Source organism: Bradyrhizobium sp. USDA 3256 (assembly GCF_054058275.1).
Genome location: NZ_JBSSAE010000002.1, coordinates 1,323,576 through 1,346,945, shown reverse-complemented (window position 1 = coordinate 1,346,945; position 23,370 = coordinate 1,323,576). Strand labels below are relative to the sequence as shown.

Below are 23,370 nucleotides of genomic sequence, written 5' to 3'. Positions count from 1 at the left end.
AGGAGGAAGACATGCTGAGGGGTATCATCACTCTGACCGTTCTCGCCGCAGGCATCGCGGGCGCAAGCGCGGCGACGCTCGACACCGTCAAGCAGCGCGGCACGCTGGTGTGCGGCGTCTCGACCGGCTTTGCCGGCTTCTCGGCGCCGGACTCGCAAGGCAACTTCAAGGGTCTCGACGTCGACTATTGCCGTGCGCTTGCCGCCGGCGTGCTCGGCGATCCCGCCAAGGTGCGCTACGTCGCGCTGACCGCCCAGAACCGCTTCACCGCGCTGCAGTCGGGCGAGATCGACGTGCTCTACCGCAACTCGACGCAGACCTTTCTGCGCGGCACCACGCTTGGGCTGCGGCAGGGACCGGTCAATTTCTACGACGGCCAAGGCTTTGTCGTGAAGAAGGACCTCGGCGTGAAGGAGCTGAAGGACCTCAAGGGCGCCACCGTGTGCGTCGCCCAGGGCACCACGCATGAAGTGACGCTCGGAGACTACGGCCGCGCCAACGGCATCGACTGGAAGCCGCTGGTGTTCGACCGCGTCGACACCATGTACCAGACCTTCTTCGGCGGCCGCTGCGACGCCATGACCCAGGATGCTTCCGCGCTCGCGGGCGCGGTCGCGACCGCAGCCCCGAAGGCCGACGACTACGTCGTGCTGCCGCAGACCATCAGCAAGGAGCCGCTCGGCCCGTTCACCCGCAACGGCGACGAGGTCTGGAGCGACATCATCACCTGGCTGCATTACGGCCTGATCGAGGCCGAAGAGCTCGGCGTCACCCAGGCCAATGCCGACGAGATGGCGAAGTCGCAGGTCCCGGCGATCCAGCGCCTGCTCGGCGCGTCGGGCGATCTCGGCTCACGCCTCGGGCTCGACAACAAATGGCTGGTCGGCGCGATCAAGGCCGGCGGCAATTACGGCGAGATCTTCGAGCGCAATGTCGGCAAGGCCAGCCCCTTGAAGCTCGAGCGCGGCCTCAACGCCACCTGGAGCAAGGGCGGGTTGATGTACGCGATCCCGTTCAAGTAAGTGAAGTCACCTCGCCCCGCCTGCGGGGAGAGGTCGAATTGCGAAGCAATCCGGGTGAGGGAGAGCCTCCGCGCATACTCCTCTCACCTGTTACGATGATAGAACCCCTCATCCCAGGCCTCTCCCCGCAAAATGAGCGGGGAGAGGGAGAAACGCCGATCATGCGCATCACCCTCATTCACGCCTTGAAGCACTCGATTGTGCCGATCGAGGCATCGTTCGCACGGCATTGGCCGGAGGCACGGCTGATGAACCTGCTCGACGACAGCCTGTCGGCGGACCTCGCCCGCGACGGCAAGCTCGACGAGCGCATGACCGAGCGATTTCTGACCATGGGCCGCTATGCTGTCGGCACCGGCGCCAACGGCATTCTCTTTACCTGCTCGGCGTTCGGGCCCTGCATCGAGGCGGTGGCGCGCGAGCACGCGCCGATGCCGGTGCTGAAGCCGAACGAGGCGATGATCGAACAGGCGGTGGCGAGGGGCAAGCGGATCGGCCTGCTCTCGACCTTCCCGCCGACGCTGGTGTCGATGCCGCCGGAATTTCCGTCACAGGTCACGCTGGTGCCAAAACTTGCCGATGGCGCGCTGGCGGCGCTCGACCGCGGCGACCGCGCCGAACATGACCGCATCGTGGTCGAGGCGTCCAAGGAGCTGCGCGACTGCGACCTGATCGCGCTCGCGCAGTACAGCATGGCGCCGGCGGCCGAGCGCGTCGCCGAAGTCACTGGCCTCGAGGTGCTGACGACACCCGACAGCGCGGTCAAGAAGCTGAAGGCGATGCTGGGGATCAGCTAGGCGCGTACCTTATCGCTAAGTTCGGCGGTCGTGACTTCCGGCCCGTAGCCGACAATCAAGTCTGTCGATAGTGTGCCGCGCGGCCTCGGCGGAGGCTCGTGTGACGTTATTCTCTGCCGTCACATAGACTTTCCAGGCTGAGGCGGCCAACTTCCGGCTGAGATGAGGGCAAACTTCCGATGCGAAATCTCCCTTTCCTTGCGATTGCGGCCATCGCTACTTTCCTCGCACCTGCCGCGGCCCAACAGGCCCCGCCTGCGTCGTCGGCGAGCGCCTCCTCCGCGCAACTGACGCACAAGCTGAACGCCTATGTCGGGTGCATCAACCGTCTCTCGGCGCGCTCGTACGAATCCCGCGAACGCTACTTTTCCTGGGCCGCCAAGGGCGGTCCCACCGGCAAGGAGCGGATCATCTACGGAACCTACACGATCTACGACACGTCCGACTGCAAGACGAGCGTCGCGGCTGCCAATGCAGCGGACCCGCACGACGCCGAGCTTGAAGACGCCGCGAACGCGTATGTTGCGGCCGTCACCACGCTTGAGCCGCTGCTGAAGGAGGCGGACGACTATTACACCCAGGAGAACTACAAGGACGACAAGATGGCCAAGGGCAAGGCGCTGCATCCGCGCCTGGTCGCGGCCTGGGATGCGTTTGCCGGCGCCGACAAGGCGCTGCGCGCCGGCGTCGAGGCCATCAATGACAAGCGCGCCGCCGAGCAGCTGGCCGCGATCGAGGCCAGCGAAGGCCGCAAGTCGCACTACTATGTCGAGGCCCTGATGATCCAGGCCAAACGCGTGCTTCGCGCGCAGCAGGCCGACAAACCCAACCTCGACGCGATAACCCAGGCGCTCAACGAGTATGAGGCCACGGTGAAGGCAGTGGACGAGGCCTCGGGCAAGGACGGCGACGCCAAGCTCGGCTCGATGTTCATCGGCAGCGCCAAATCATTCCTCACCACGGCGAGGCAGCTCATGCGCCGCGTTCGCGACAAGGTGCCCTACAGCTCCGGTGAGAAGATGATGCTGAGCAACGCCGGCGCCGGCTGGATGGTGGAAGGATCGCCGGCGCGGCTGATGCGCGACTACAATCAGCTCGTCGACGGCTACAACCGCGGCGCCCGGATCTGAACGACCGCGCTGCAATCGCAGGCGATGCACCGCTGCGCGGGTGGATTGGCCGAAGGCGTAATCCACCCGCGACGCAGAGACGAGGGCGGATTACGCCTTGCGGCTAATCCGGCCTACAAGGCCTAAGTGCCGGCGTCGTGCACGTTCAGATCGACGCCTTGCGGATCCCTGATCGTCGACACCGTGATCAGCGAGATCAGCGATAGCACCGCGATGTAGACGCCGACGCGCCAGGACTGGCCGTAGGTGCCGATGATCCACTGCGCGATCATCGGCGCGAAGGCGCCGCCGAAAATGGCGCCGAGCGCATAGCCGATCGAGACGCCGGAATAGCGCACCTTGGCCGGAAACAGCTCGGCATAGAGCGCGGCCTGCGGGCCGTAGGACAGGCCGAGCGCAACCGTGAGCCCGACGGCGCTGACGAAGAACAGCAGCAGGTTCTTGCTGTCGATCAAGAACCACATCGGCACCGCCCACAGCACCATCAGCCCATAGCCGATCTGGAAGCAGCGCACGCGGCCGATTTTGTCGCCGAGGATGCCGCCGAGCAGCGTGAAGATGAACCAGCTGACCGCCGCGAGCGTGCCGATCAGCAGCAGTTGCTCGGACGGCATCTTCAGCGTGTTGGCGCCGTAGCTGATGATGAACGCGATCAGGATGTAGCCGGCCGCATTGTTGGCCATGAAGATCAACGCGGTGCGCAAAATCTCCTTGCTGTGATTGCGCATCAGCTCCTTGAGCGGCGCGGAGGATTCCTTGTGCCGGCGCTGCATCGCCTGGAACACCGGAGACTCTTCGACCGTGCGGCGGATCACGATGCCGACGACGATCAGCACGATCGAGAGCAGGAACGGAATCCGCCAGCCCCATTCGATCATCGCCTGCTTGCCAAGCGTCGCGGTCAGCACCCACAGCACGCCGGTCGCCAGGATCATGCCAAGCGGCGTGCCGATCTGCGGGAACGAGCCGAAGAAGCTGCGCTTGTCGACGGGCGCCGATTCCACCGCCATCAGCGCCGCGCCGCCCCACTCGCCGCCGGCCGAGAAGCCTTGCAGGATGCGCAACAGAATGAGCAGCGCCGGCGCCCAGGCGCCGATCTGCGCATAGGTCGGCAGCAGGCCGACCAGCGCGGTCGCCGCCCCCATCAACAGCAGCGTGACGACGAGCATGTTCTTGCGCCCGAAGCGGTCGCCGAGATGGCCGCAGACGATGGCCCCCAACGGGCGGAACAGGAACGACAGGCCGAGCGTCGCGAACGAGACGATCTGCGCCAGCAGCGGATTGTTCGCATTCATCGGCGCGAAGAACAGCGCGCCGAACACCAGGCCCGCCGCCTGGGCGTAGACGAAGAAGTCGTACCACTCGATGGTAGTGCCGACGAGCGTTGCAGTGAGGACCTTGCGCTCCTCATCCGACAGTTCAGCGCCGCGCGAGCGCGCGGACAGTTCGATGGACATGTGGCCTCCCCAAACCCGTTCTTGAACCTGTTCTTGAGCCTGTTCTTGGCCGCGCGGGCGTGATCGGCGGCTATGCGCCTGCCCCGCACGGATGCCGGGCCCGGGATTAGCAGAGGTTTCCGCGCCGCACGAGCAAAATAGTTGCATCCGCAACGATATTCGGCGAATTGTGCTTTTGGCCCTGGTTCCCGACCCCGCTACCTCGACCGCGATCGGCGGGCAGCTATCCCGAAACGCCGATTGTGCATCGCAGCAAGATCGCTACGATGCGAGGATTCCCAAGAGGTTGCTAAGTGTCTGACATCAATGCCGATGCCTGGGTTTCCTCAGGCCACCGCCCGATGGGCTTTCCGGAATTCGTCGTCGTCATCGCCTCGATCATGGCGCTGAACCCGCTGGCGATGGACATGATGCTGCCGGCGCTGCCGAACATCCGCTCCGCGTTCCAGATCGCCGACGCCAACCGCCCGCAGATGGTACTGTCGATCTTCCTGGTCGGCTTCGGCGTCGGCCAGTTCGTGATGGGCCCGCTGTCGGACCGCTTCGGCCGCCGCCCGGTGCTGCTCGGCGGCATGACGGTCTACACCATCGCCGGCCTGCTCGCGATCATGGCGCCCTCGTTCGAAACGCTGCTGCTGGCGCGCGCGCTGCAAGGGCTCGGCACCGCCGCGACCCGCGTGATCGCGACCTCGATCGTGCGCGACTGCTACGCCGGACGGCGGATGGCGAGCGTGATGTCGCTGGCGATGATGGTGTTCATCGCGGTCCCCGTGATCGCGCCGTCATTCGGCCAGGCGGTGATGCTGCTGACGCATTGGCGCGGCATCTTCGTGCTACTGATGATCTACGGCGTGATCGCGCTGGCCTGGAGCGCGATGCGGATGCCGGAGACGCTGCCGCTTGAGCTGCGCAAGTCACTGGCGATCCCGGAGGTGCTGTCCGCGTTCCGCCAGACCATCACCAACCGCCAGACGCTCGGCTACGCGCTCGCCGCCGGCGGCGTGCAGGGCTCGCTGTTCGCCTTCGTGTTCTCCTCGCAGCAGATCTTCACCGAGATCTTCAAGCTTGGGCATTACTTCCCGGTGGCGTTCGCGGCCTGCGCGGTCGGCGTCGCGATCGCCGGCTTCCTCAACTCGCGCATCGTCGGCCGCATCGGCATGCGCGTGATCTCGCACGCTGCGCTGACCGGCTTTGCGGTCGTCGCAGGCGCCCTGCTACTGGCGGTGAAGACCGACACGCTGTCGCTGCCGCTGTTCATGGTGCTGTCGGGCCTGATGATGTTCGCGTTCGGGCTGATGATGGCGAACTTCACCGCGCTCGCGATGGAGCCGCAGGGCAAGATCGCCGGCACCGCCTCCTCGCTGTACGGCACGATCACGACGTTGCTCGGGATCGGCGTCGGCACCACGATCGGACAGGATTACGACGGCACGCTGGCGCCGTTCGCGACCGGCTTCTTCCTCTGCACGCTGGCCGCGCTCGCCGTCGTGCTGGTGACGGAAAAGGGCCGGATGTTCCGGCCGCACCATCATCCGATTTGATTGATCCGTAGCCCGGATGGAGCGCAGCGCAATCCGGGATTCTTCGCTGTGCAGGAGTTACCCCGGATTTCGCTGAGCCTGTCATCGGCGCGCGTTCGCGCGACCCGTTGCCTTCATCCGGGCTACGATCCTGACGTGACCCGGCGCTGCAGCCCGCATGAGCGGAGCGATATGCGGGGCTGCTGTTCCCGGATGTCGCTTCGCTCATCCGGGCTACGATTCTGGGATCGCGTCAGGCTTCGCGAGTCCGTCCGACGCTGCTTTGCGCCCGGGCGGGCGCCACCGCGCGCCGGGTCGCCGCGAAACCCTCCATCCCGAGCTGCCACTGCAGGCCGACGATCGCGCCCTTGGTCGGCTGCAGCAGCGCGAGCGCGCTGAACAACGTCACCGGTAGCCAGATCGCCAGTTGCAGCCAGGCCGGCGGCGCGTAGTTCATCTCCAGCCACAGCAGCGCCGGCACCACGACGTGGCCGACCACGACGATCACGAGATAGGCCGGGAAATCGTCCGCGCGCTGCGGCGTGAAGTCCTCGCTGCAGACCTCACAGTGATCGGCGACCTTGAGGAAACGGCCGAACAGATGGCCGCGCCCGCAGTTCGGGCACTTCATGGTGAAGCCGCGCCACATCGCCTTTGGCAGGGAAACCGTCTCGGTCATCGTCGTTTTCCTTTGGCCGTTGTCCTTGACCTGATCTGATGATCCATACAATATGCTTTCGATAGCATACAATCAAAGACAAAGCGTCGGATTGCATGGATTGGATCCCTACAGTTTCGGAATGGCACGGCCCGATGTTCCTGCGCATCGTCGATGCGCTGGCCGCCGATATCGCCAGCGGCCGGCTGATTCGCGGCCAGCGGCTGCCGACCCACCGTGCGCTGGCAACCGCGCTCGATATCGATCTGACCACGGTGACACGGGCCTATGGCGAGGCACGGCGGCGCGGACTGCTCGACGCCCGCGTCGGCCAGGGCACCTTCGTCTCGGAGACCACCGCGCGCGCGGCGTCCGACCTGCCCGCGCCCGTCAACATCGACCTGTCGATGAACCTGCCGCCGCAGCCGGTCGAGGCCAATCTCGATCTGCGCATCGCGCAGGGACTTGCCACCATCCGCTCCGAGGCGGGGTTCTCCGCCTATCTCGGCTATACGCGTCCCGGCGGCACCACTGAGGAGCGCCAGGTCGGCGCCGCGTGGATACAGCCGCGCGTGCCGAACGCATCCGCCGACCGCATCGTGATCTATCCGGGCTCGCAGGCGATCATCTTCAACGCCCTGCTGGCACTGACGTCGCCCGGCGACGTGGTGCTGACCGAGGCACTGACGTTTCCCGGCATCAAGGCCGCGGCGGCGCGGCTCGATGTTCGCCTGGTCGGCGTCGCGATGGACGCGGAGGGCGCGAGGCCCGACGCGCTCGACGAGGCCTGCCGCAAGCACAAGCCGAAGGCGGTGTACCTGATTCCGACGCAGCAGAATCCGACCACCGCGACCATGGGCGCGGCGCGGCGCAAGGCGATCGCCGATATCATCAGCAAGCGCGGCTGCGTCCTGATCGAGGACGACGTCTACGGCCCGCTCGAACCGCAGATGGCGCCGATCGCAACGCTGATTCCGGAGCGCACCTACTACGCCGCGAGCATCGCAAAATGCATCGCGCCGGCGCTGCGCGTCGCCTATCTCCTGGCACCCGATGCCGCCGCCGAGCAGCGCATGCGCGCCAGCATGCAGGCCACCATGCAGATGCCGCCGTCGCTGATGGTCGCGCTGGTCACGCAATGGCTGCGTTCCGGCGTCGCCGCCGACATCATCCGCGCCATCCGCAACGAGGCGGCCGCGCGCCAGCTGCTTGCGACCCGCTTCCTCAAAGGCGTCAGCTATGCGGCGCGGCCGGCGAGCCACCATCTCTGGATGCCGCTGCCGAAGCATTTCGACGGCACCGACCTGCTGTCGCACCTGATGCGCAACGGTCTCGCCGTGGTCGGCGAAGACGCCTTTGCGGCGGGCGAAGCCGCGCCGCGCGGCCTGCGCGTGTCGCTGGGTGCGGCGCGCAACCGCGCCGAACTGAGCCAGGCGCTGCAGGTGCTGTCGAATGCCGTGCGCACGCCCGTCGGCGCTACCCAAATCGTATAATTCCGGCCATCGCCGGGAATAAACTCGCTCCAAAATGATTATGGTGCGCGGGAGCGCACGCCGTTAAAACTCTGCGCTCAGGGCATCAGGCAGGGGCGGGCTTTTCAATGTCGTGCGGGTATGATCGGGCAGTCCACCGTGCTGTGCTGACGCTTCGCGGAGCAGTGACCGCGATCGGTTGTCTTGCAGTTGTCATATCAGGCGCGGCGCGCGCCTCCGATGCCCCTGCCCCGGTGCCGGAAAAACTCGAACGCATCACCGCATTCTTTGACAACGAGGTTGCGGCAGGAAAAATTCCGGGCGCAGTCATCCTGATCCAGCAGCACGGCAAGCCGGTCTATCTGAAGACCTTCGGGTATCGCGACGTGACAACCAAGTCGCCGATGCGGCCGGATACGATGTTCGCGCTGCACTCGATGACCAAGCCGATCACCAACACCGCCGCGATGATGCTGGTCGACGAAGGCAAATTGTCGCCGCAGGACCCGCTGTCGAAATACATCCCGGCGTTTGCCGACGTGAAGGTCGCCATCGAACCGGACGGTGGAAACGATCCGGCCAAGGTTGAGCTGGTGCCGCCGATCCGGCCGGTGACCATTGAAGATATCATGCGGCACACTTCGGGCATCACCTACGAATATATCGGCGCCGACTGGATCCAGAAGATCTACCGTGCGGGACACCTGTTCGACGGCAAGTTCGACAACGAGGAATTCGTCGCACGGCTGGCCAAGCTGCCGCTGTCGCGGCAGCCGGGCACGCTGTGGCGCTACGGCCATTCCACCGACGTGCTCGGCCGGGTGATCGAGATCGTCTCAGGCAAGACGCTCTATCAGTTCGAGAAGGAGCGCCTGTTCGATCCCCTGAAGATGAACGACACCAGATACGTGCTCGATGCGGAGACCGAACGGACAAGGCTCGCCGAGCCGCTGCCCTCGGACACCATCCTGATCGAGGGCGAGAACGACCGGCGCGCGCATCCGGAATGGAAATCCGGCGGCGGCGGCCTGGTATCGACCATCCTCGATTATGCGCGCTTCGCGCAGATGCTGCTCAACGGCGGCGAGCTCGACGGCAAGCGCTATCTGAGCCCCTCTGCCTTCAAGACCATGACGACGGACCATATCGGGCCGGGCTCCGGCGTCGGCCGAGACTATTGGTACTTCCCCGGCGACGGCTTTGGCTATGGCTACGGCATCGCCGTGCGCACCGATCCCGGCATCGCCAAGCCGCCACCGCCCGGCTCGATCGGCGAGTTGAAATGGGACAGCGGCAGCGGCACCTATTTCGGCGTCGATCCGAAGCTCGACATGATCTACATCATGCTCGAGCAGACCCAGAACGAGCGCCAGCGCATCACGCCCGCGTTCCGCAAGCTGGTCTACGACGCGTTCAGCCCGGATTGAGTTTAGTCGCACCTATTTGCGCCGAACTGCCTCCTGCCTGGGCCGTGCTGCGGCCGCGATCAGACTCGCGGTGCATTCGTTGCAGGCGAATGCACACTCATCCGTAAACACGCCGATCCGTGCATCGAGGCCGATCGCGCCATCGTCGACGATCCCCCCGATAAGGCCACCGCAGCACACGCATTGGTGGTGCAGCGCCAATTCCCGTTCCATGACGCGCCATCCGGCCGTCGCAGCTTCCTCTCTGCTGCTTCCCTCTCGCTATATACTATCGTATATATCGAAACGACAAGGCAGGCGGGTGAACAATTCGGTCGGGAACCCTGCAGACAACAACCATCGACCGGAGACGATCGCCAAGAAAATCCTGCCTGGTCCAACCAGGTTCATTGAGGAAACGCGATCATGATAAAGAACAATGGCGCCGCGGGACGTCCGCGCGCAACGGGAGAACTGCTCAAGATCCGCCGCGCATCGCTGGAGCGTTTTCGAGCGAAGGTTCGCGTGAAGAAAACGCGCCAAAACAAGAATCTAGCGAGCGCTGCGGCCATCGTCCTTGCGCTTGGCATGGCCGGCGCGGCTCGCGCCGAAACGGCTCCGGTCGGCGTTCCCGACAAGAGTTTTCCGGAGAGCGTGACCTCGACCTCCGACGGAACGCTTTACGTCGGCAGCTTCAACCATGGCGGCGTGACCAAGATCTCGGCCGGCAAGGCCGAGCAGCTGGTCAAGCCGGGCGCCGCCGACAGCCGCTCGACGCTGGGCGTGCTCGCCGACGAGAAGAGCGGCACGCTCTATGTCTGCTCCAACGACATCAGCGCGATGGGCGTGGCGGGGCCGAGCGACGTCAAGGGCGCCTGGCTGAAGACCTTCGATCTCAAGAGCGGCGCGCCGAAGGGCAGCTTTGCCCTGAGCGATCCGAAATCGTTCTGCAACGACATCGTGGTCGGTGCCGACGGCACCGCCTATGTGAGCGATTCCTTTGCGCCATTCGTTTATAGCCTGAAACCCGGCAGCACGGGGCTGGCGACGTTCGCCACCGATCCGCAGCTCGCGCCGGCCAAGGACGGCGTCGGGCTCGACGGCATCGCGATCGGCGCCGACGGCAATCTTTACGTCACGACCTTCATTCCGGCCAAACTGTTCAAGATCGAGATGAAGGACGGCAAGGCGGGCGCGGTGACCGAGCTGAAGCCGTCGCGGCCGCTCGATCACGTTGGACGGGCGGCGGCGCGCGATTGGCGAGACGACAGCGCGCGTGATCGAATGGCACGCAACGGCGCGGCGGCACCGAAAACCCTATTCGATTCAGTCGGCGTCTGGCCGAAGTGGGACTCGATAAGCCCGGCGGCGCGCGCTGAGTCCCACCTAGCTTCAAAGCTTGCTGAAAGCTCTTTAAAACTAGGCTTAACCGCCACTTCGGCCGCAGCAGCACCGCGGACAGGTGGGACTCGCAGGCGGGACTCCTATTCGTCATCGGTTGCGGCCGGTTGCTCACCCGGTCGATAGGCAAAGCCGGGATCGATTCCTTCGGGCACCATGACGGTCCGGCCGCCGACGATATGAGGCACCAGGCGCGACGGTGGCGCCTGGTCGGACACCTGATAGCCGTAGCGATCGAGGTCGGCATCGGAGAGACTTTCAACCCAGCAATGGCAGAACCAGCCGTTCGGCGGGAAATGCGTCTGCCACCACGGGTCGTCGACCGGCAGAATGGTGCCGTCCCAGGCCTCGTGCTCGGCGCGCGGATGGACCTGCCCGGCAAGGTGCTTGTACATCAGGTAAGGCCGCCGCGCCTTCACCTGCTGAATCTGGTCCCAGCGCCCGGCGGCGTAGGCCATGTTGACGTTGGTGTCGAAGATCACGCTGCTGCGCCAACCGCGCGAGCCGTTATAGCTCCAGCCGTACTTTTCGACGATGTCGTCGAAGTCCTTCTGGAACTCCTCCAGCGTGGTGCCATCCTCGATCGCCTTGTTGACGGCGTCGTGGAAGTCCCGGACCAGGTCCTTCGAGGTCGCGCCGGCGACCGTAAATGCGACCGAGTGCTGCTGCTGCCACAGGTCGGTCCATCTCGACGTCGGCACGTCGAGCTTATCGCGGATGAACCGGATCGCCTCCAGCGGATCGGTGCTGAAGGCAGCGACATCGACGGCGTTCATCGCAAGATGCGCCTGACCGCAGCAACAGCCGCGGAAACTCAGCTTGCGCGGCAGAATGACCCTAGTGTTCATCGGCGATATCGTCGCGGCCGGCGAGCTTCGCCATCACCAGGGCGAGCTGGATCGCCTTTGTCATGTTCTTCGGATCAAGCTTCAACCTTGTCAGGCTGTGACGCACGTCCTCCAAGCTCGTCGCACTCTGCAGCACGACCTTCAGTCTATCGACCAGCTCCTGGAACGCAGGCTGCGCCAGATCTTCAGCAGCGAGCGCCAGCTGGGCCACCTCGTCCGCGGAGCGCAGCGCCGGTCGTCGCGCATGCAGAGATTGGAACGGCTGCTGATCCCCGAACAGCCCGCCGCCGCCGAACATGGGAGCCGTCGGCATGACCAGCAGTTCCTCTTGTGGGCCGGGCTCGGGCAGACCGAGCTTGTCGCGCATCGTCGACATCCCGACTTTCAACCCCATGGGGACGAGCTTTACGACGCCGTCGATCGTCGATACCGGAGCGCTAGCGAACGGCTTCTATCATGTCTTCGTGATAAAGAATCCGACGACGGCGGCAGTCGATGTGCTGATGTCCAGGAGCGCGACCGCGCCGACAATGCCTGCCGGATATACGTTGTTCCGTCGCGTCGGTGCCGTTTGGCACAACTCGGGCGGCCTATTCTCGCAGATCCTACAGCGCGGTCGGGAATTCTTTTGGGTCGGCTCGTCGCTGGATTTCACCACAAATACACTCGGAACGACGTTGCAAACGTTCGCGTTGGGAAGCATTCCTACGGGTGTTCGCGTCAAAGCATACATCAACATTATCGCTTGGTGCCCTACGATCAATACCGTTTGGTGGACGCACGAAACCGGTCTTTTCGACAACGCGCCGGGTTACAGTGTCGGCGGTAACGGCATCGAAGTGACAAGCTCGACTTCTGGCAACGCCAACGATTTGCAGATTTGGACGGATACTGCCGCGCAGATTTGTGCGCGATCGGCGGCAGCGAACACATCTTATCGGTGTTTTACGCGCGGCTGGTTCGATCCGTTGGAGAATTAATCATCATGGGCTTCATTGAACGAAACGAAGCGGGCGCAATCGTCAGTTGGTTTAAAGGTCCGCAGCCCGATCTTGTGCTTGAAGGAATCGCTGATGACGATCCGGCTGTTGTCGCATTCCTCAATCCGCCGGCCCCTGTGCCGTCTTCCTGCACCAAGCTCGGTCTCAAGAGGGCCTTTGACGAGCTTGGCACCTGGGCTTCCGTGAAGGCCGCAATTGCGGCGGATGCGGACGTCCAGGAGGAATGGGACTTGGCGACCGAGATCAGGCGGTCTGACCCCTTGGTTCAGCATATGATCGCCGTCGTGGGCCTGTCCGACGAGCAGGTCGATGCCCTTCTGGTCCGCGCCAACGCCCTGGTCTAGGGCGGTTCGGGCTCCAAAGCGGACTATTGGATCGCCGTTGCTTCATGTCGCCTTTTGACCCCTCTGCGACGTTACCCCTCCGGTACTCCTGCCAATCGCATGCCCTCATAAATGCGCTCACGTTTGGCAAGATAAGCTGGATTATCGGTCGACGGGCTGGCGCGGAAGCGGCGGATGCTGAAATTAGGTTGAAGCGCGAGCCCTGCTTGCGCGGCGGCCCGCGCGTCATCGAGTGCTCCAAGCAGTGCTAGGGCAGCGGCGAGCCCAAGATGCGCAAACGGATAATTTCGGTTGGCGTCGATGCTCCTGCGGAGCCAACAGACGGCTTCCTTATCGGCACTAAGTTGCAACTTAGCGAAACCGACATACTGCATCCACATGAAGGCATGAATGTCGCGGGGAGACAGACGGAGTGCCTCTAAGACATGCGCCTCAGTCTCCCCGCCGCGACCGAGGAAAATCTTGGCTTGACCGATTAACCCGTGCGCGTGGGCCAGATTTCGGTCCAGCGCCAAAGCGTGTTGTAGTTCGTCAATGCCCTCAAACACGCGGTTCGTGAAAATTTTTGCTGTTCCCAAATGTAAGTGAGCCAAGGCGTGGTTCGGCGCGAGGGTCAGGGCATGCATGACGGCCGCTTCTGCTGCGGTAAGGTACTTTATCCGATCGTCGGTCATGTAGCCGGCACCAACAATGCCATCAACATGCGCTAAACCCAGACGCGCTTCGATATTGCCGGGATCAAGCGTCAGGGCGCGCTCGAAAAAGTGGCGCGCCTGCAAGATATATTCGGAAGTCAACCCCATATTGAGCTTAGCTCTGCCCTGGAAGTACAACTCCATTGAATTGGGATGCGCCGAACGTTGTGCTCTCATGGCCTCGGCTGCGACGAGCTGCGCGTCCAAGGAGTTAGCTAGTCTAGATATGATCTCGTCCTGCATATCGAACAGATCGGCTAGGAGTTTGTCAAAGCGGTCCGCCCAAAAATGCGTGCCGGTTTCAGCGTCTATCAGCTGCGCGTTGACGCGAAGTCGGCTTTCGCGGCGCTGTACGGAGCCTTCTAGCACATACCGGACGTTCAACTCGCGACCGATTTGCTTGAGGTCAGCCGCTTTGCCCTTGTAGGTGAATGCGGTGTGTCGCCCGATCACCAATGAGCCGCTGATCCGCGACAAGTCCGTAGTGAGGCTTTCCGTCACACCATCGACGAAGTAGTCTTGCTCGGGGTCACCACTAAGATTGACGAATGGCAGGACAACGATAGAAAGACGAGGCGGTGACACCGCTTGCTCCGTGCCGTCGCTCTGCGCCGTCGAACTACTCGAAGTTGCCGGCTTCTGCCCTTCGTGCACTGCGCCAACAAATCGGAAGCCTTTGCGCGGCAATGTTTTTATTAGGCGCTGCCTTTCACCGTCGTCACCGATTGACGCCCGGGCGGCATTGATGCGGGTCGTCAGCGCGGCATCTGAGACGATGCGTCTATTCCAAACCGCGCTGATGAGATCGTCTTTGCTGACGACGCGCTCCCTATTGCGGATAAGGTAATCAAGTAAATCGAATACCTGCGGTGTGATGGAGACGAGGCTCGCCCCGCGATGCAGTTCGCGACGGTCGGTGTCGAATACGTACTCCTCGAAGAAATAACGCAATTGAGGGTCCCTTAGGCGGCCTTCGATCTTCTGCGCCGCTCGGACGCAAAGAATAAGCTGCCGGCAAGGAAAATGTAAGCCGGATGTCAAGCGTGGCCCCCTAACCATGGGGTACCGTCGATACAAGCAATACCGAGGAGGATGCTCCGATGAGCATGACCTATGGTGCAACAGGGTTGGGACAAATTTCCGCATTGACGCGGCGCGTCTCCAGCTTTTTAGGGAAATATTGGGGTGCGCTTCAGGAACGGCGCGAACGCCAGAGGTTACAAGCCGCCTTGTGCGACCTAAGTGATCGTGAGTTAATGGATATCGGCACGACGCGAAGCGAGATTGACTACGTCGTGTCGAACAGAGATATCGACCCGCGAGGCATACGAGCCGAATGGGTCCAATACCTGCCAACAGTGGACGGCCAAATCCACCCACATTGGGACAAGCAGCTCTTAGAAACACGCGTCAAACCTCGCTAACGCAATGCGCGGAAACCCATCGCGGTCCGCTACGCAAGCCGTTATGACTGCGTCTGGCCCTTCTGCGACCTCGGGAGACGTCCGCAATCCGCCGCTGTCGACCGCGAAGCGGACGTCGACCCTGCCATCGGCAGGGGCCAACTTGAGGGGTGACAAACGAACTTGCGCGCGGTGCCATTCGATTTTGCGCGCTACACAATTGCGCGCTAGGCAGGGACGACGTGTTGGAGGAGCCCCGGACTCACATCACGATTTCTGAATAATGGAAGAATACCGCTGATTTGCCCGACGAGTCAAGTTGCCGTGTCCGCCGGCAGCCACCGGCTCCTTTGCATGGGGTTGTTTTCGATATTTTGGCAGTGCGCCCCTGCGACTCGGCACCGACCGATGCGGTCGCACCGCCGTCACCACGCCATCCGCTAGATCACATAGAACCCGTGCGTGCCGTCGCGACGCAGCTGCTCGGCGAGGCCGTACTCCCAATCGAGATAGGCCTGCATCGCCTGCTCCGCGACGCCGGTGCCTTCATAGGGTCGCCGGTAGCGGTGCGCAGGATCGGGCCGCGGCACCATGCGCGGTGGTCCGACTTCGAGCCGGCCGTTATAGCCGCCGTCGAGCACATAGACCTCCCAGCCCATCTGCGCGAGCCAGGACGCCGTCATGTCGGCGCGGATGTTCTTGTTGTCGCTCAGCACGATGCGCGCGCCGCGCACGGGAGCAGCCATGTCGATTTCCTGCACCAGCTGGCCGCCGGCATAGTGGCGGAAGCCGGCAAGGTGACCGGCCGTGTATTCCTCGGCATCGCGCACGTCGAAGCGATACAGCGTACTGTGCGCATCCTCGTCCAGCGCGGCGAGTTCGTCGATCCCGATGTGACGGACGCCGGCGCGATAGGCGACGTCGCGCGCATTGTCGCCTGCGCCCTCGAACGGAGCGATGCCGCCGCGCTTGCCGGCGCCGTGCTCGAGATCGTGCTTCGCCAGCGTCCAGCCGATCGTGCCGTTGCGCAGCGCCCGCACCTTGTTGGGCAGTCCGGCATTGATCAGCGACTGCGTGCCGATGATCGAGCGGGTGCGGCCGGCGCAGTTGACGATGATGGTGGTGTCGGGATCCGGCGCCGCGCCGCCGGCGCGCAGCACCAGCTCGGCGCCGGGCACGCTGACCGAGCCAGGGATATTCATGGTGGCATATTCGTCGAAGCGGCGGACATCGAGGATCGCGATGTTGGCCTTGTCCGAGATCAGCGCGGCGACCTCGTCGGCGCTCAGCGACGGCGTGTGCCTGCGCGACTCGACCAACTCGCCGAACGCCTTGGCGTAGGAGTTGACGTCCTCGAACACCTCGTAACCTGCCGCCTTCCAGCCCCCCAGGCCGCCGGCGAGTGCAGCGACATTGCTATAGCCCAGCGCCATCAACTGCACCGCGGCGGCAGCGACCAGCCCCTCGCCATTGTCATAAAGGACGATCGGCACGTCCTTGCGCGGCAGTCGCAGCTCGGCTTCGAGCGCGATCCGGCCGGACGCCATGTTGGCGGCAAACAGCGGATGGCCGGTGGCGAATTCCGCCTCATGCCTGACGTCGAGCAGCGCGATCTCCCGGCGCAGCAGCAGCGTTGCGCGGATGTCCTGTGGCGTGACGGAAGAAAGTGTCATGGGATGCTGGCCTGACAGAAGAAAACGGCAGGCTTGCTCTAGGCCGAAATCGCGCCTCGTCAATAGCTTTAACCGGCTCGCAACCCCGATCTTCACGAGCGGGGGTCCGGGGAACGAAAGCCCGCCATCCCGCTTTGCTCAACCGGGATGCACTTGCTACGTTCCCAATCGGCCCCGTTGGCGCCCGATCAGGCCTTCCGGACAAGAGAAGGTAGCGGGGCCAGCCTGAAGTTCTGGGAGGATGACCATGAGATCAGTCGGAAATGAACCCTTGTCGCGTCACGCCCTCGCCTTCGTGCTGGCCGGCGGACGCGGCAGCAGACTTCAGGAGCTCACCGACAAGCGCGCCAAGCCCGCGGTCTATTTCGGCGGCAAGTCGCGCATCATCGATTTCGCGCTGTCCAATGCAGTGAATTCGGGCATCCGCCGCATCGCGGTGGCGACCCAGTACAAGGCGCACAGCCTGATCCGGCATCTGCAAGGCGGCTGGAACTTCTTCCGGCCGGAGCGAAACGAGAGTTTCGACATCCTGCCCGCAAGCCAGCGCGTTTCCGAAACGATGTGGTATGTCGGCACGGCCGACGCGGTCTACCAGAACGTCGACATCCTCGAAGCGCACGGCACCAAGTACATCCTGGTGCTCGCCGGCGACCACGTCTACAAGATGGATTATGAGATCATGCTGAAGCAGCATGTCGAAAGTGGCGCCGACGTCACGGTCGGCTGCCTTGAAATGCCGCGCGCGGAATCCTCTGCCTTCGGCATCATGCATATCGACGAGACCGGCCTGATCCAGTCCTTCCTCGAGAAGCCGGCCGATCCGCCGCCGATGCCCGGCAAGCCCGACAAGTCGCTGGCCAGCATGGGCATCTATGTCTTCAATTCGGAATTCCTGTTCGACGAGTTGCGCCGCGATGCCGCCGACCCGAACTCGGCCCACGATTTCGGCAAGGACATCATCCCCTATATCGTGAAGCATGGCCGGGCGATCGCGCATCAGTTCAATGATTCCTGCGTCCGCTCCGGCGACGATCCCCGCTCCTACTGGCGCGATGCCGGCACCGTCGATGCCTATTGGGGCGCCAATATCGATCTCACCGACGTGGTGCCCGAGCTCGACCTCTACGATCGATCATGGCCGATCTGGACCTATGCCGAGATCACCCCGCCCGCCAAGTTCGTGCATGACGAGGACGGACGGCGCGGCCAGGCGGTGACCTCGCTTGTTTCCGGCGCCTGCATCATCTCGGGCGCGTCGCTGCGCCGCTCCCTGCTGTTCACCGGTGTCCACGTCAATTCCTACGCGAATGTCGAGAATGCGGTGATCATGCCTTACGTGAATGTCGGCCGCGGCGCGCGGCTCAGAAACGTCGTGATCGATCGCGGGGTGAGGATTCCGGAAGGGCTCGTGGTCGGCGAGGATCCCGAGTTCGACGGCAAGCGCTTCCGCACCACCGAGAATGGCATCACGCTGATTACGCAGTCGATGATCGACAGGCTGGGGACATGACGCCCATCCGCGTCCTCGCAGTCGCCTCTGAAGTCTACCCGATCGTCAAGACCGGCGGCCTCGCCGACGTGGTCGGCGCGCTGCCGGCGGCGCTGAAGCAATACGGCGTCACGACGCGGACGCTGGTGCCCGGCTATCCCGACGTGCTCAAGGCGCTGGCCACGGCGGAGACGCTGCTGCACTGGCCGGAATTCTACGGCGGGCCGATCCGCGTGCTGGGCGGCACGCATGATGGCCTCGATCTGTTCGCGCTCGACGCGCCGCATCTCTATGCGCGGCCCGGCAATCCCTATGTCGGCCCGGACGGACGCGACTGGCCGGACAACGGCATCCGCTTTGCCGCGCTGTCGCGGATGGCGGCGGAGATCGGCCAGGGCGCGATCACCTCCTTCGTCCCCGACATTGTGCATGCGCATGACTGGCAGGCGGGCCTCGCACCCGCCCTCCTGCATTATGCCGGGCAACCGCGGCCCGGCACGGTGATGACCGTGCACAACCTCGCCTATCAGGGCCAGTTCTCGCCGGACATGCTGACCGCGTTCGGCCTGCCGGGCGAATCCTACGCGCTCCACGGCGTCGAATATTACGGCACCATCAGCCTGTTGAAGGCCGGCCTGCAATTCGCCGACCGCATCACCACGGTTTCGCCGACCTATGCGCGGGAGATTCAAAGCGACGATGGCGGCATGGGGCTCGGCGGCCTCTTGCGCGAACGCGCCGACGTGCTGAGCGGCATCCTCAACGGCATCGACATATCGGTGTGGAATCCGGCCACCGATCCCGACATCGCGGCGCGCTTCAGCGCCGAGCAGCCGGCGGAGCGCGCGGCGAACAAGGCGGCGCTGCAGCGCCGCTTCGGGCTCGATCCCGCGCCGGATGCGATGCTGCTCGGCGTCATCAGCCGGCTGTCATGGCAGAAGGGCCTCGACCTGCTGCTCGAGAACATTCCGACGCTGCTCGGCGAAGGCATTCAACTCGTGCTGCTCGGCAGCGGCGATCGCGACCTGCAGGATCGCTACGCCGCGCTGGCGCGCGACAATCCCGGACGGATCGCGGTCGTGATCGGTTACGACGAGGCGCTGGCGCATCTGATCCAGGCCGGCGCGGACGCGCTCGCAGTACCGTCGCGCTTCGAGCCGTGCGGCCTCACCCAGCTGTGCGCGCTGCGCTATGGCGCGGTCCCGATCGTCGCCAATGTCGGCGGCCTTGCCGACACCGTGCTCGACTTCGACGAAGTCGCGATCACCGGCGATGCGCCGACCGGCGTCAAGTTCGCACCCGTCACTTCGGATGCGCTCGCCCACGGCTTGCGCAAGGCAAACCTGCTGTTCAACGACAAGGTGACGTGGCGCCGGCTGCAGCAGGCCGGCATGGCCACCGATGTCTCCTGGCACAATCGCGCCGGCCGCTACGCCGCGCTCTATCGCGAGCTCGCGACGACGCGGCGCTAGAGCATGATCCCGGGAAGTGCGAAGCGGTTTTCCCGCGACAGAACGCAAAGCGTTTTGCGCCGCGATCAGTTCAGCAGATCGCAGGACGCGACGCGGTTGATGTCGGCGAGGCGCCGGTCGGGATTTCCCTTGAGATCAAGGCTTGCGACGAGATCGAGCAGCCGGCCATAGGCGCGGTCGGCGACCGCGACGGGCAGCGGCTCCTCGTCGAAGGTCTCGACGTAATTGCCGACGAGTCCGCTCAGCAGCCGGCAAACGCCGCGTTGCTCCGGGTCGTCCTTGCTCAGAATCTCGAGTTTTTTCTGGAAGGTCCTGAAGGTTCGCAACCCATGGGGCTGTTGCGAAAGCCAATTGTGCAAATCAGGATACAGATCGGTCATATCAGCCTCTTCAAAATGGAGAAGAAGCTACCGGCTTATACAGCCGATCACGGTTCCGCGCCATCGCGATTTTTGCATGCATCCCCTGCCCTGCCGCGCGGGCCGTGTCATTGGACCGGCACGTCCTGCGACTACAGTCGCGCGAGGGCCGGCAAGATCCTGTAGCGCGCGATCTCGTGCGGATAGTCGCCGCGATTGGCGAGCAGCACGATGCCGAGCCTGCGCGCCGGCACCAGGCCGACATAGGCTGAGGCGTTATTGAGACCGCCCGGCTTGTCGATCACGGTGACGCCGTCCAGCCGCACATGCTCCCATGCCATCGCCTGGCCGAACTTCTCGTCGACGCGAAAACTCTCACGCTCGGTCATCTGCAACGCGGCGCGCAATTCCGGATCGATCACCGCGCCGTCGAGGCAGGCGCCCAGCAATATGCCGAGATCGCGCGCCGTTGAGAACATCTGGCCGGTGCCTGGAAAATCATAATAGCGCTGCTGATTGCCCGGCGGACCGATCGCCGTGCCGTCGTGGGAGTAGCCCTGAACCACACGCTGCATCATCTCGGGCGCCATCGTCGAGCGATTGTCCTCGCTACGGTCTGGAACGAAGGTCGACGTCATGCCGAGCGGCTTGAGGATACGGTTCCCGATCAACGTCGCGATCGGCATGTCATAGCGCCGCTCCAGCACGAGCTGCAGCAGGACATAGCCGGCATGGCTGTAGACGCGCTGCTTGCCCGGCTGCTCTCCCGCCGGTGGAGTCCATGCATTGAGCATCGCGATGAACTGATCACGGCTGAACGTCCCGTCCGGCCATGGCGGATGATCGGTCGGCAGCAGCAGCCCCGACGTATGATTGACGAGCTCGCCGATGGTGACGCGGCTGACGTAGTCGGCGTTGAGCTCGGGCAGATACTTGCCGACCGGATCGTCCAGCCGTAATTCGCCGCGCTCGGTGCCGAGCGCGACCAGCGTCGCCTCGAACAGCTTGCGCAACGAGGCGAGGTTGAACAGCGTGTCCGGGGTGACCGGTCGCTTCGCTGCGGCATCAGCGAAACCGTAGTTGAAGAAGGCGACCCGGCCGCCGGCATAGACCGCCACGGCGAGGCCGCCCGGGTCGGCCGCAGTCGCGGTCGGCGCGAGTTCCGTCGTGACGATGTCCCTGATCTGCGCATCCATGTCGGAGTCCGCGCGCGCCACTCCGAGCACGCTAACAGCGACGACGAGCAGGACGGCTGCGATCCGGACGGTGAGCCATTGTCTCATGAAGAGCGAAATCAGGACGATGTTGCGATGTGACCCGCGGGCGAGTCTGTTCACCATCGAGAGATGGCAACATCACGATCCTAGCGGTGGAACCGATGCATCCGAATTCACGATTGTGCGTCTTGCGCCCGTTACCCGCCCGGCTGGGGACGGGGCGGCCCGATCGCTGTTCCGGTGGTCACTTCCGGAAGCCGCGATCGCGACCGCCCTCCCACTCCAGCCACGGTGCGGGAACTGCAATCGAACAAAAAATGCGGGACGTTTGAAAATGACGGGAGCGGGCTTGGACGAAACGGCAGGATCGGCGCTTGCCGATCGGGCCAAGGATATTTCTGACTTCGTCACATTCCGCTCCCAACCGGGGACGTTTCTTCCTAGCAACAATTCGTCAATCGAAGGTTGCATAAGCCGGTTGGATTCGATTTTCAAGACACGGTCGTCCGCGACGTTTTGTCCTGTTCCAGATGCCGGATACGCGCGATGGCTGTTTAAGCATCGGTTAACCATCGATGCGCGGCGCGAGACCTATGGGGCGCGCGAGCGGACGATCGACCGCGGCAACGACGCCAACAGCAGCACGAGGCAGACGCACAGCAGCACGATGTCCTTGAACAGGAACTCGCCGGCCAGGTTCCAGGCCATTGGATCGGTCGACAGGCTCCATTTCACCACCCCGGGCGTCGTGAAGAAGAACGACCACGTCACCGCGAAGGTGATGACGCCCATCAGCGCGCCGATCGCCGAGAGAAGCGGGCTGAACGCACCGGCGGCGAGCAGCGCCGCAATACCGAACTCGGCCACCCCGAGAACATAGGCCTCACCCCGGAGACCGAACACCGACAGCCACGAAATGAACGGGCTGTTGCTGATGAACTGCGCGATGCCTTGCGCCGATTGCAGTGTGAACTTCTGCATGCCGAACGACACGAAGATCACGACCATGACCCAGCGCAGGATCGCGAGCGAACGATAGGACCCCTCGCCCCGTTCGGCGATGTTGAACGACAAATTCATGCGGATGTTGCTTCCCTCGCTGCGATGTCACCATCGGCCGCTGTTGCGGCGCTCGTGTTCAGACTACGCAGCGCGCCGCGCGCGCGTTACGCGCGGGACAACGTCTCGGCCTTCACGATGATGTGCAGCTGAGATGAGGAATAATCGCCGCGAGAGATATCATCGGCGCGAAGCCGCCGTGCGGGCCACGACGGCCTCACGCGCGCTGGCGCAGCGGCCGCGCGGCAACCTTTGCCGGCACCGGCATGGTGAAACCGTACAGGAACAGATCCACCACCATGTCGGCGAACTCCCTTGGATCGATCCCGCCCTTCGGATCGTACCAGGTGTGGCTGAAGTTCAGGATGCCGAACAGCATCATGCTGTAGATCTTCTTGGTCCGCTTGACGATCTTGCCTTCCTTGTCGAGCTTGACCAGGAGATCCGAGACCGTGTCGACCAGCTGGCGCTCCAGCGCCTTGATCGCATCCTGCTCGGTCTCGCCGAGGAACGAGAGGTCGTTGAGGATCACGCGCTGCTCGTCGCTCGAGCGCGCATTCAGCGCGACGATGGCCTGGATCGCGGCGCGGAACTGCTCCAGCGTGGTCGCCTTTTCGGCCATCGCGGCTTCGACGTCCGCGATCATCTCGCGGATATGGGCGTCGAGGATCGCGAACAGGATCGCTTCCTTGGAATCGAAATAATGGTACAGCGCGCCGCGCGACAGCTTGCAGGCATCCGCAAGGTCGGCGATCGAGGCACGCATATAGCCCTGCCGCGCGAACAGGCCGCAGGCGGTGGTAAGAATGTTCCGCTGAATCTCGTCGTAATTCTCTGAGCGCGTCCGCGCCATTGCCGTCTCTCTCGTGCACCATCGGCGCCGCCGGAATCGGGCGACTGCCTCTCTCTATACTACCGCCACCCCACGCTCTCCTCCCTTTTGCGGG

At 63.8% G+C, this 23,370-nt stretch carries 23 protein-coding genes; 12 read left to right on the top strand and 11 right to left on the bottom strand.

What is annotated here, in order from left to right; genetic code table 11:
- Positions 1 to 11 precede the first annotated feature (11 nt).
- The 3 genes from ACVWY5_RS08085 (at position 12) to ACVWY5_RS08075 (ending at position 2,949) form a co-directional block, all read left to right on the top strand.
- Positions 12 to 1,022, top strand: coding sequence for an amino acid ABC transporter substrate-binding protein (locus tag ACVWY5_RS08085; RefSeq protein ID WP_028336994.1), 1,011 nt, complete (start codon positions 12 to 14; stop codon positions 1,020 to 1,022).
- 161 nt (positions 1,023 to 1,183) lie between these two features.
- Entirely contained in the window at positions 1,184 to 1,819 is a 636-nt protein-coding gene (locus tag ACVWY5_RS08080; protein WP_028336995.1) for an aspartate/glutamate racemase family protein, read from the top strand.
- 179 nt (positions 1,820 to 1,998) lie between these two features.
- Positions 1,999 to 2,949: a YiiG family protein gene (locus tag ACVWY5_RS08075; protein WP_038377852.1), complete on the top strand. Its 951-nt coding sequence runs from the start codon at positions 1,999 to 2,001 to the stop codon at positions 2,947 to 2,949.
- A gap of 122 nt (positions 2,950 to 3,071) precedes the next feature.
- Here ACVWY5_RS08075 and ACVWY5_RS08070 read toward each other — a convergent pair whose 3' ends face one another.
- Positions 3,072 to 4,406: an MFS transporter gene (locus tag ACVWY5_RS08070; RefSeq protein WP_028336997.1), complete on the bottom strand. Its 1,335-nt coding sequence runs from the start codon at positions 4,404 to 4,406 to the stop codon at positions 3,072 to 3,074.
- 341 nt (positions 4,407 to 4,747) lie between these two features.
- On the opposite strand from ACVWY5_RS08070, the gene ACVWY5_RS08065 reads away from it, so the two are divergent.
- Positions 4,748 to 5,947, top strand: a complete 1,200-nt coding sequence (locus ACVWY5_RS08065) for a multidrug effflux MFS transporter (protein ID WP_456671769.1) — start codon at positions 4,748 to 4,750, stop codon at positions 5,945 to 5,947.
- A gap of 232 nt (positions 5,948 to 6,179) precedes the next feature.
- Here the strand turns inward: ACVWY5_RS08065 and ACVWY5_RS08060 are convergent, their stop codons facing one another.
- Positions 6,180 to 6,605 carry a DUF983 domain-containing protein gene (locus ACVWY5_RS08060; RefSeq protein WP_038377853.1) on the bottom strand — a complete coding sequence of 142 codons (426 nt, stop codon included), beginning with the start codon at positions 6,603 to 6,605 and terminating at the stop codon, positions 6,180 to 6,182.
- Positions 6,606 to 6,700: 95 nt separating this feature from the next.
- Between ACVWY5_RS08060 and ACVWY5_RS08055 the strand changes: the two genes are divergently transcribed.
- On the top strand, positions 6,701 to 8,077 hold the full coding sequence (locus ACVWY5_RS08055) for an aminotransferase-like domain-containing protein (RefSeq protein ID WP_028337000.1): 1,377 nt from the start codon (positions 6,701 to 6,703) through the stop codon (positions 8,075 to 8,077).
- A gap of 107 nt (positions 8,078 to 8,184) precedes the next feature.
- Positions 8,185 to 9,483, top strand: coding sequence for a serine hydrolase domain-containing protein (locus ACVWY5_RS08050; RefSeq protein ID WP_456671663.1), 1,299 nt, complete (start codon positions 8,185 to 8,187; stop codon positions 9,481 to 9,483).
- 12 nt (positions 9,484 to 9,495) lie between these two features.
- Here the strand turns inward: ACVWY5_RS08050 and ACVWY5_RS08045 are convergent, their stop codons facing one another.
- Positions 9,496 to 9,696, bottom strand: coding sequence for a hypothetical protein (locus tag ACVWY5_RS08045; protein WP_028337002.1), 201 nt, complete (start codon positions 9,694 to 9,696; stop codon positions 9,496 to 9,498).
- 192 nt (positions 9,697 to 9,888) lie between these two features.
- On the opposite strand from ACVWY5_RS08045, the gene ACVWY5_RS08040 reads away from it, so the two are divergent.
- Positions 9,889 to 10,989, top strand: coding sequence for a hypothetical protein (locus ACVWY5_RS08040; protein WP_321177061.1), 1,101 nt, complete (start codon positions 9,889 to 9,891; stop codon positions 10,987 to 10,989).
- On the opposite strand, the gene ACVWY5_RS08035 is transcribed toward ACVWY5_RS08040, so the two are convergent.
- On the bottom strand, positions 10,947 to 11,711 hold the full coding sequence (locus tag ACVWY5_RS08035; RefSeq protein WP_080667238.1) for a phage minor head protein: 765 nt from the start codon (positions 11,709 to 11,711) through the stop codon (positions 10,947 to 10,949). The two genes, ACVWY5_RS08040 and ACVWY5_RS08035, sit on opposite strands and share 43 nt — an antisense overlap.
- Positions 11,701 to 12,078 (bottom strand): DUF935 domain-containing protein, encoded by a 378-nt coding sequence (locus ACVWY5_RS08030; RefSeq protein WP_244482673.1) that lies wholly within the window; start codon positions 12,076 to 12,078, stop codon positions 11,701 to 11,703. The genes ACVWY5_RS08035 and ACVWY5_RS08030 overlap by 11 nt, the downstream gene beginning before the upstream one ends.
- Between ACVWY5_RS08030 and ACVWY5_RS08025 the strand changes: the two genes are divergently transcribed.
- Together ACVWY5_RS08025 and ACVWY5_RS08020 are read left to right on the top strand one after the other, a co-directional pair.
- Positions 12,068 to 12,691, top strand: a complete 624-nt coding sequence (locus tag ACVWY5_RS08025; RefSeq protein WP_157340264.1) for a hypothetical protein — start codon at positions 12,068 to 12,070, stop codon at positions 12,689 to 12,691. The two genes, ACVWY5_RS08030 and ACVWY5_RS08025, sit on opposite strands and share 11 nt — an antisense overlap.
- 5 nt (positions 12,692 to 12,696) lie before the next feature.
- On the top strand, positions 12,697 to 13,056 hold the full coding sequence (locus ACVWY5_RS08020) for a hypothetical protein (protein WP_038377854.1): 360 nt from the start codon (positions 12,697 to 12,699) through the stop codon (positions 13,054 to 13,056).
- A gap of 71 nt (positions 13,057 to 13,127) precedes the next feature.
- On the opposite strand, the gene ACVWY5_RS08015 is transcribed toward ACVWY5_RS08020, so the two are convergent.
- Positions 13,128 to 14,702, bottom strand: coding sequence for a winged helix-turn-helix domain-containing protein (locus ACVWY5_RS08015; RefSeq protein ID WP_028337005.1), 1,575 nt, complete (start codon positions 14,700 to 14,702; stop codon positions 13,128 to 13,130).
- 149 nt (positions 14,703 to 14,851) lie between these two features.
- Between ACVWY5_RS08015 and ACVWY5_RS08010 the strand changes: the two genes are divergently transcribed.
- The gene (locus tag ACVWY5_RS08010) at positions 14,852 to 15,175 is read left to right on the top strand and encodes a DUF1127 domain-containing protein (RefSeq protein ID WP_080667239.1); all 324 of its coding nucleotides are present in this window, start codon (positions 14,852 to 14,854) and stop codon (positions 15,173 to 15,175) included.
- Between the two features lie 419 nt (positions 15,176 to 15,594).
- On the opposite strand, the gene ACVWY5_RS08005 is transcribed toward ACVWY5_RS08010, so the two are convergent.
- Complete coding sequence (locus ACVWY5_RS08005; protein WP_028337006.1) at positions 15,595 to 16,827, bottom strand: rhodanese-like domain-containing protein; 1,233 nt, start codon at positions 16,825 to 16,827, stop codon at positions 15,595 to 15,597.
- 247 nt (positions 16,828 to 17,074) lie between these two features.
- Here ACVWY5_RS08005 and glgC point away from each other — a divergent pair, with 247 nt between their 5' ends.
- Positions 17,075 to 18,337, top strand: a complete 1,263-nt coding sequence (gene glgC, locus ACVWY5_RS08000) for a glucose-1-phosphate adenylyltransferase (protein WP_028337007.1) — start codon at positions 17,075 to 17,077, stop codon at positions 18,335 to 18,337.
- Positions 18,334 to 19,788, top strand: a complete 1,455-nt coding sequence (glgA, locus tag ACVWY5_RS07995) for a glycogen synthase GlgA (protein ID WP_028337008.1) — start codon at positions 18,334 to 18,336, stop codon at positions 19,786 to 19,788. Before glgC ends, glgA begins: the two co-directional genes overlap by 4 nt.
- 65 nt (positions 19,789 to 19,853) lie before the next feature.
- Here glgA and ACVWY5_RS07990 read toward each other — a convergent pair whose 3' ends face one another.
- From ACVWY5_RS07990 to ACVWY5_RS07975, 4 genes are all read right to left on the bottom strand, one after another.
- On the bottom strand, positions 19,854 to 20,168 hold the full coding sequence (locus ACVWY5_RS07990; RefSeq protein ID WP_028337009.1) for a hypothetical protein: 315 nt from the start codon (positions 20,166 to 20,168) through the stop codon (positions 19,854 to 19,856).
- Between the two features lie 131 nt (positions 20,169 to 20,299).
- A complete protein-coding gene (locus tag ACVWY5_RS07985) occupies positions 20,300 to 21,430 on the bottom strand; it encodes a serine hydrolase (RefSeq protein WP_028337010.1) in 1,131 nt (376 codons plus the stop codon).
- 525 nt (positions 21,431 to 21,955) lie between these two features.
- Entirely contained in the window at positions 21,956 to 22,444 is a 489-nt protein-coding gene (locus ACVWY5_RS07980; protein ID WP_028337011.1) for a DUF417 family protein, read from the bottom strand.
- 196 nt (positions 22,445 to 22,640) lie between these two features.
- Entirely contained in the window at positions 22,641 to 23,276 is a 636-nt protein-coding gene (locus tag ACVWY5_RS07975) for a TetR family transcriptional regulator (protein ID WP_028337012.1), read from the bottom strand.
- Positions 23,277 to 23,370: the final 94 nt, after the last annotated feature.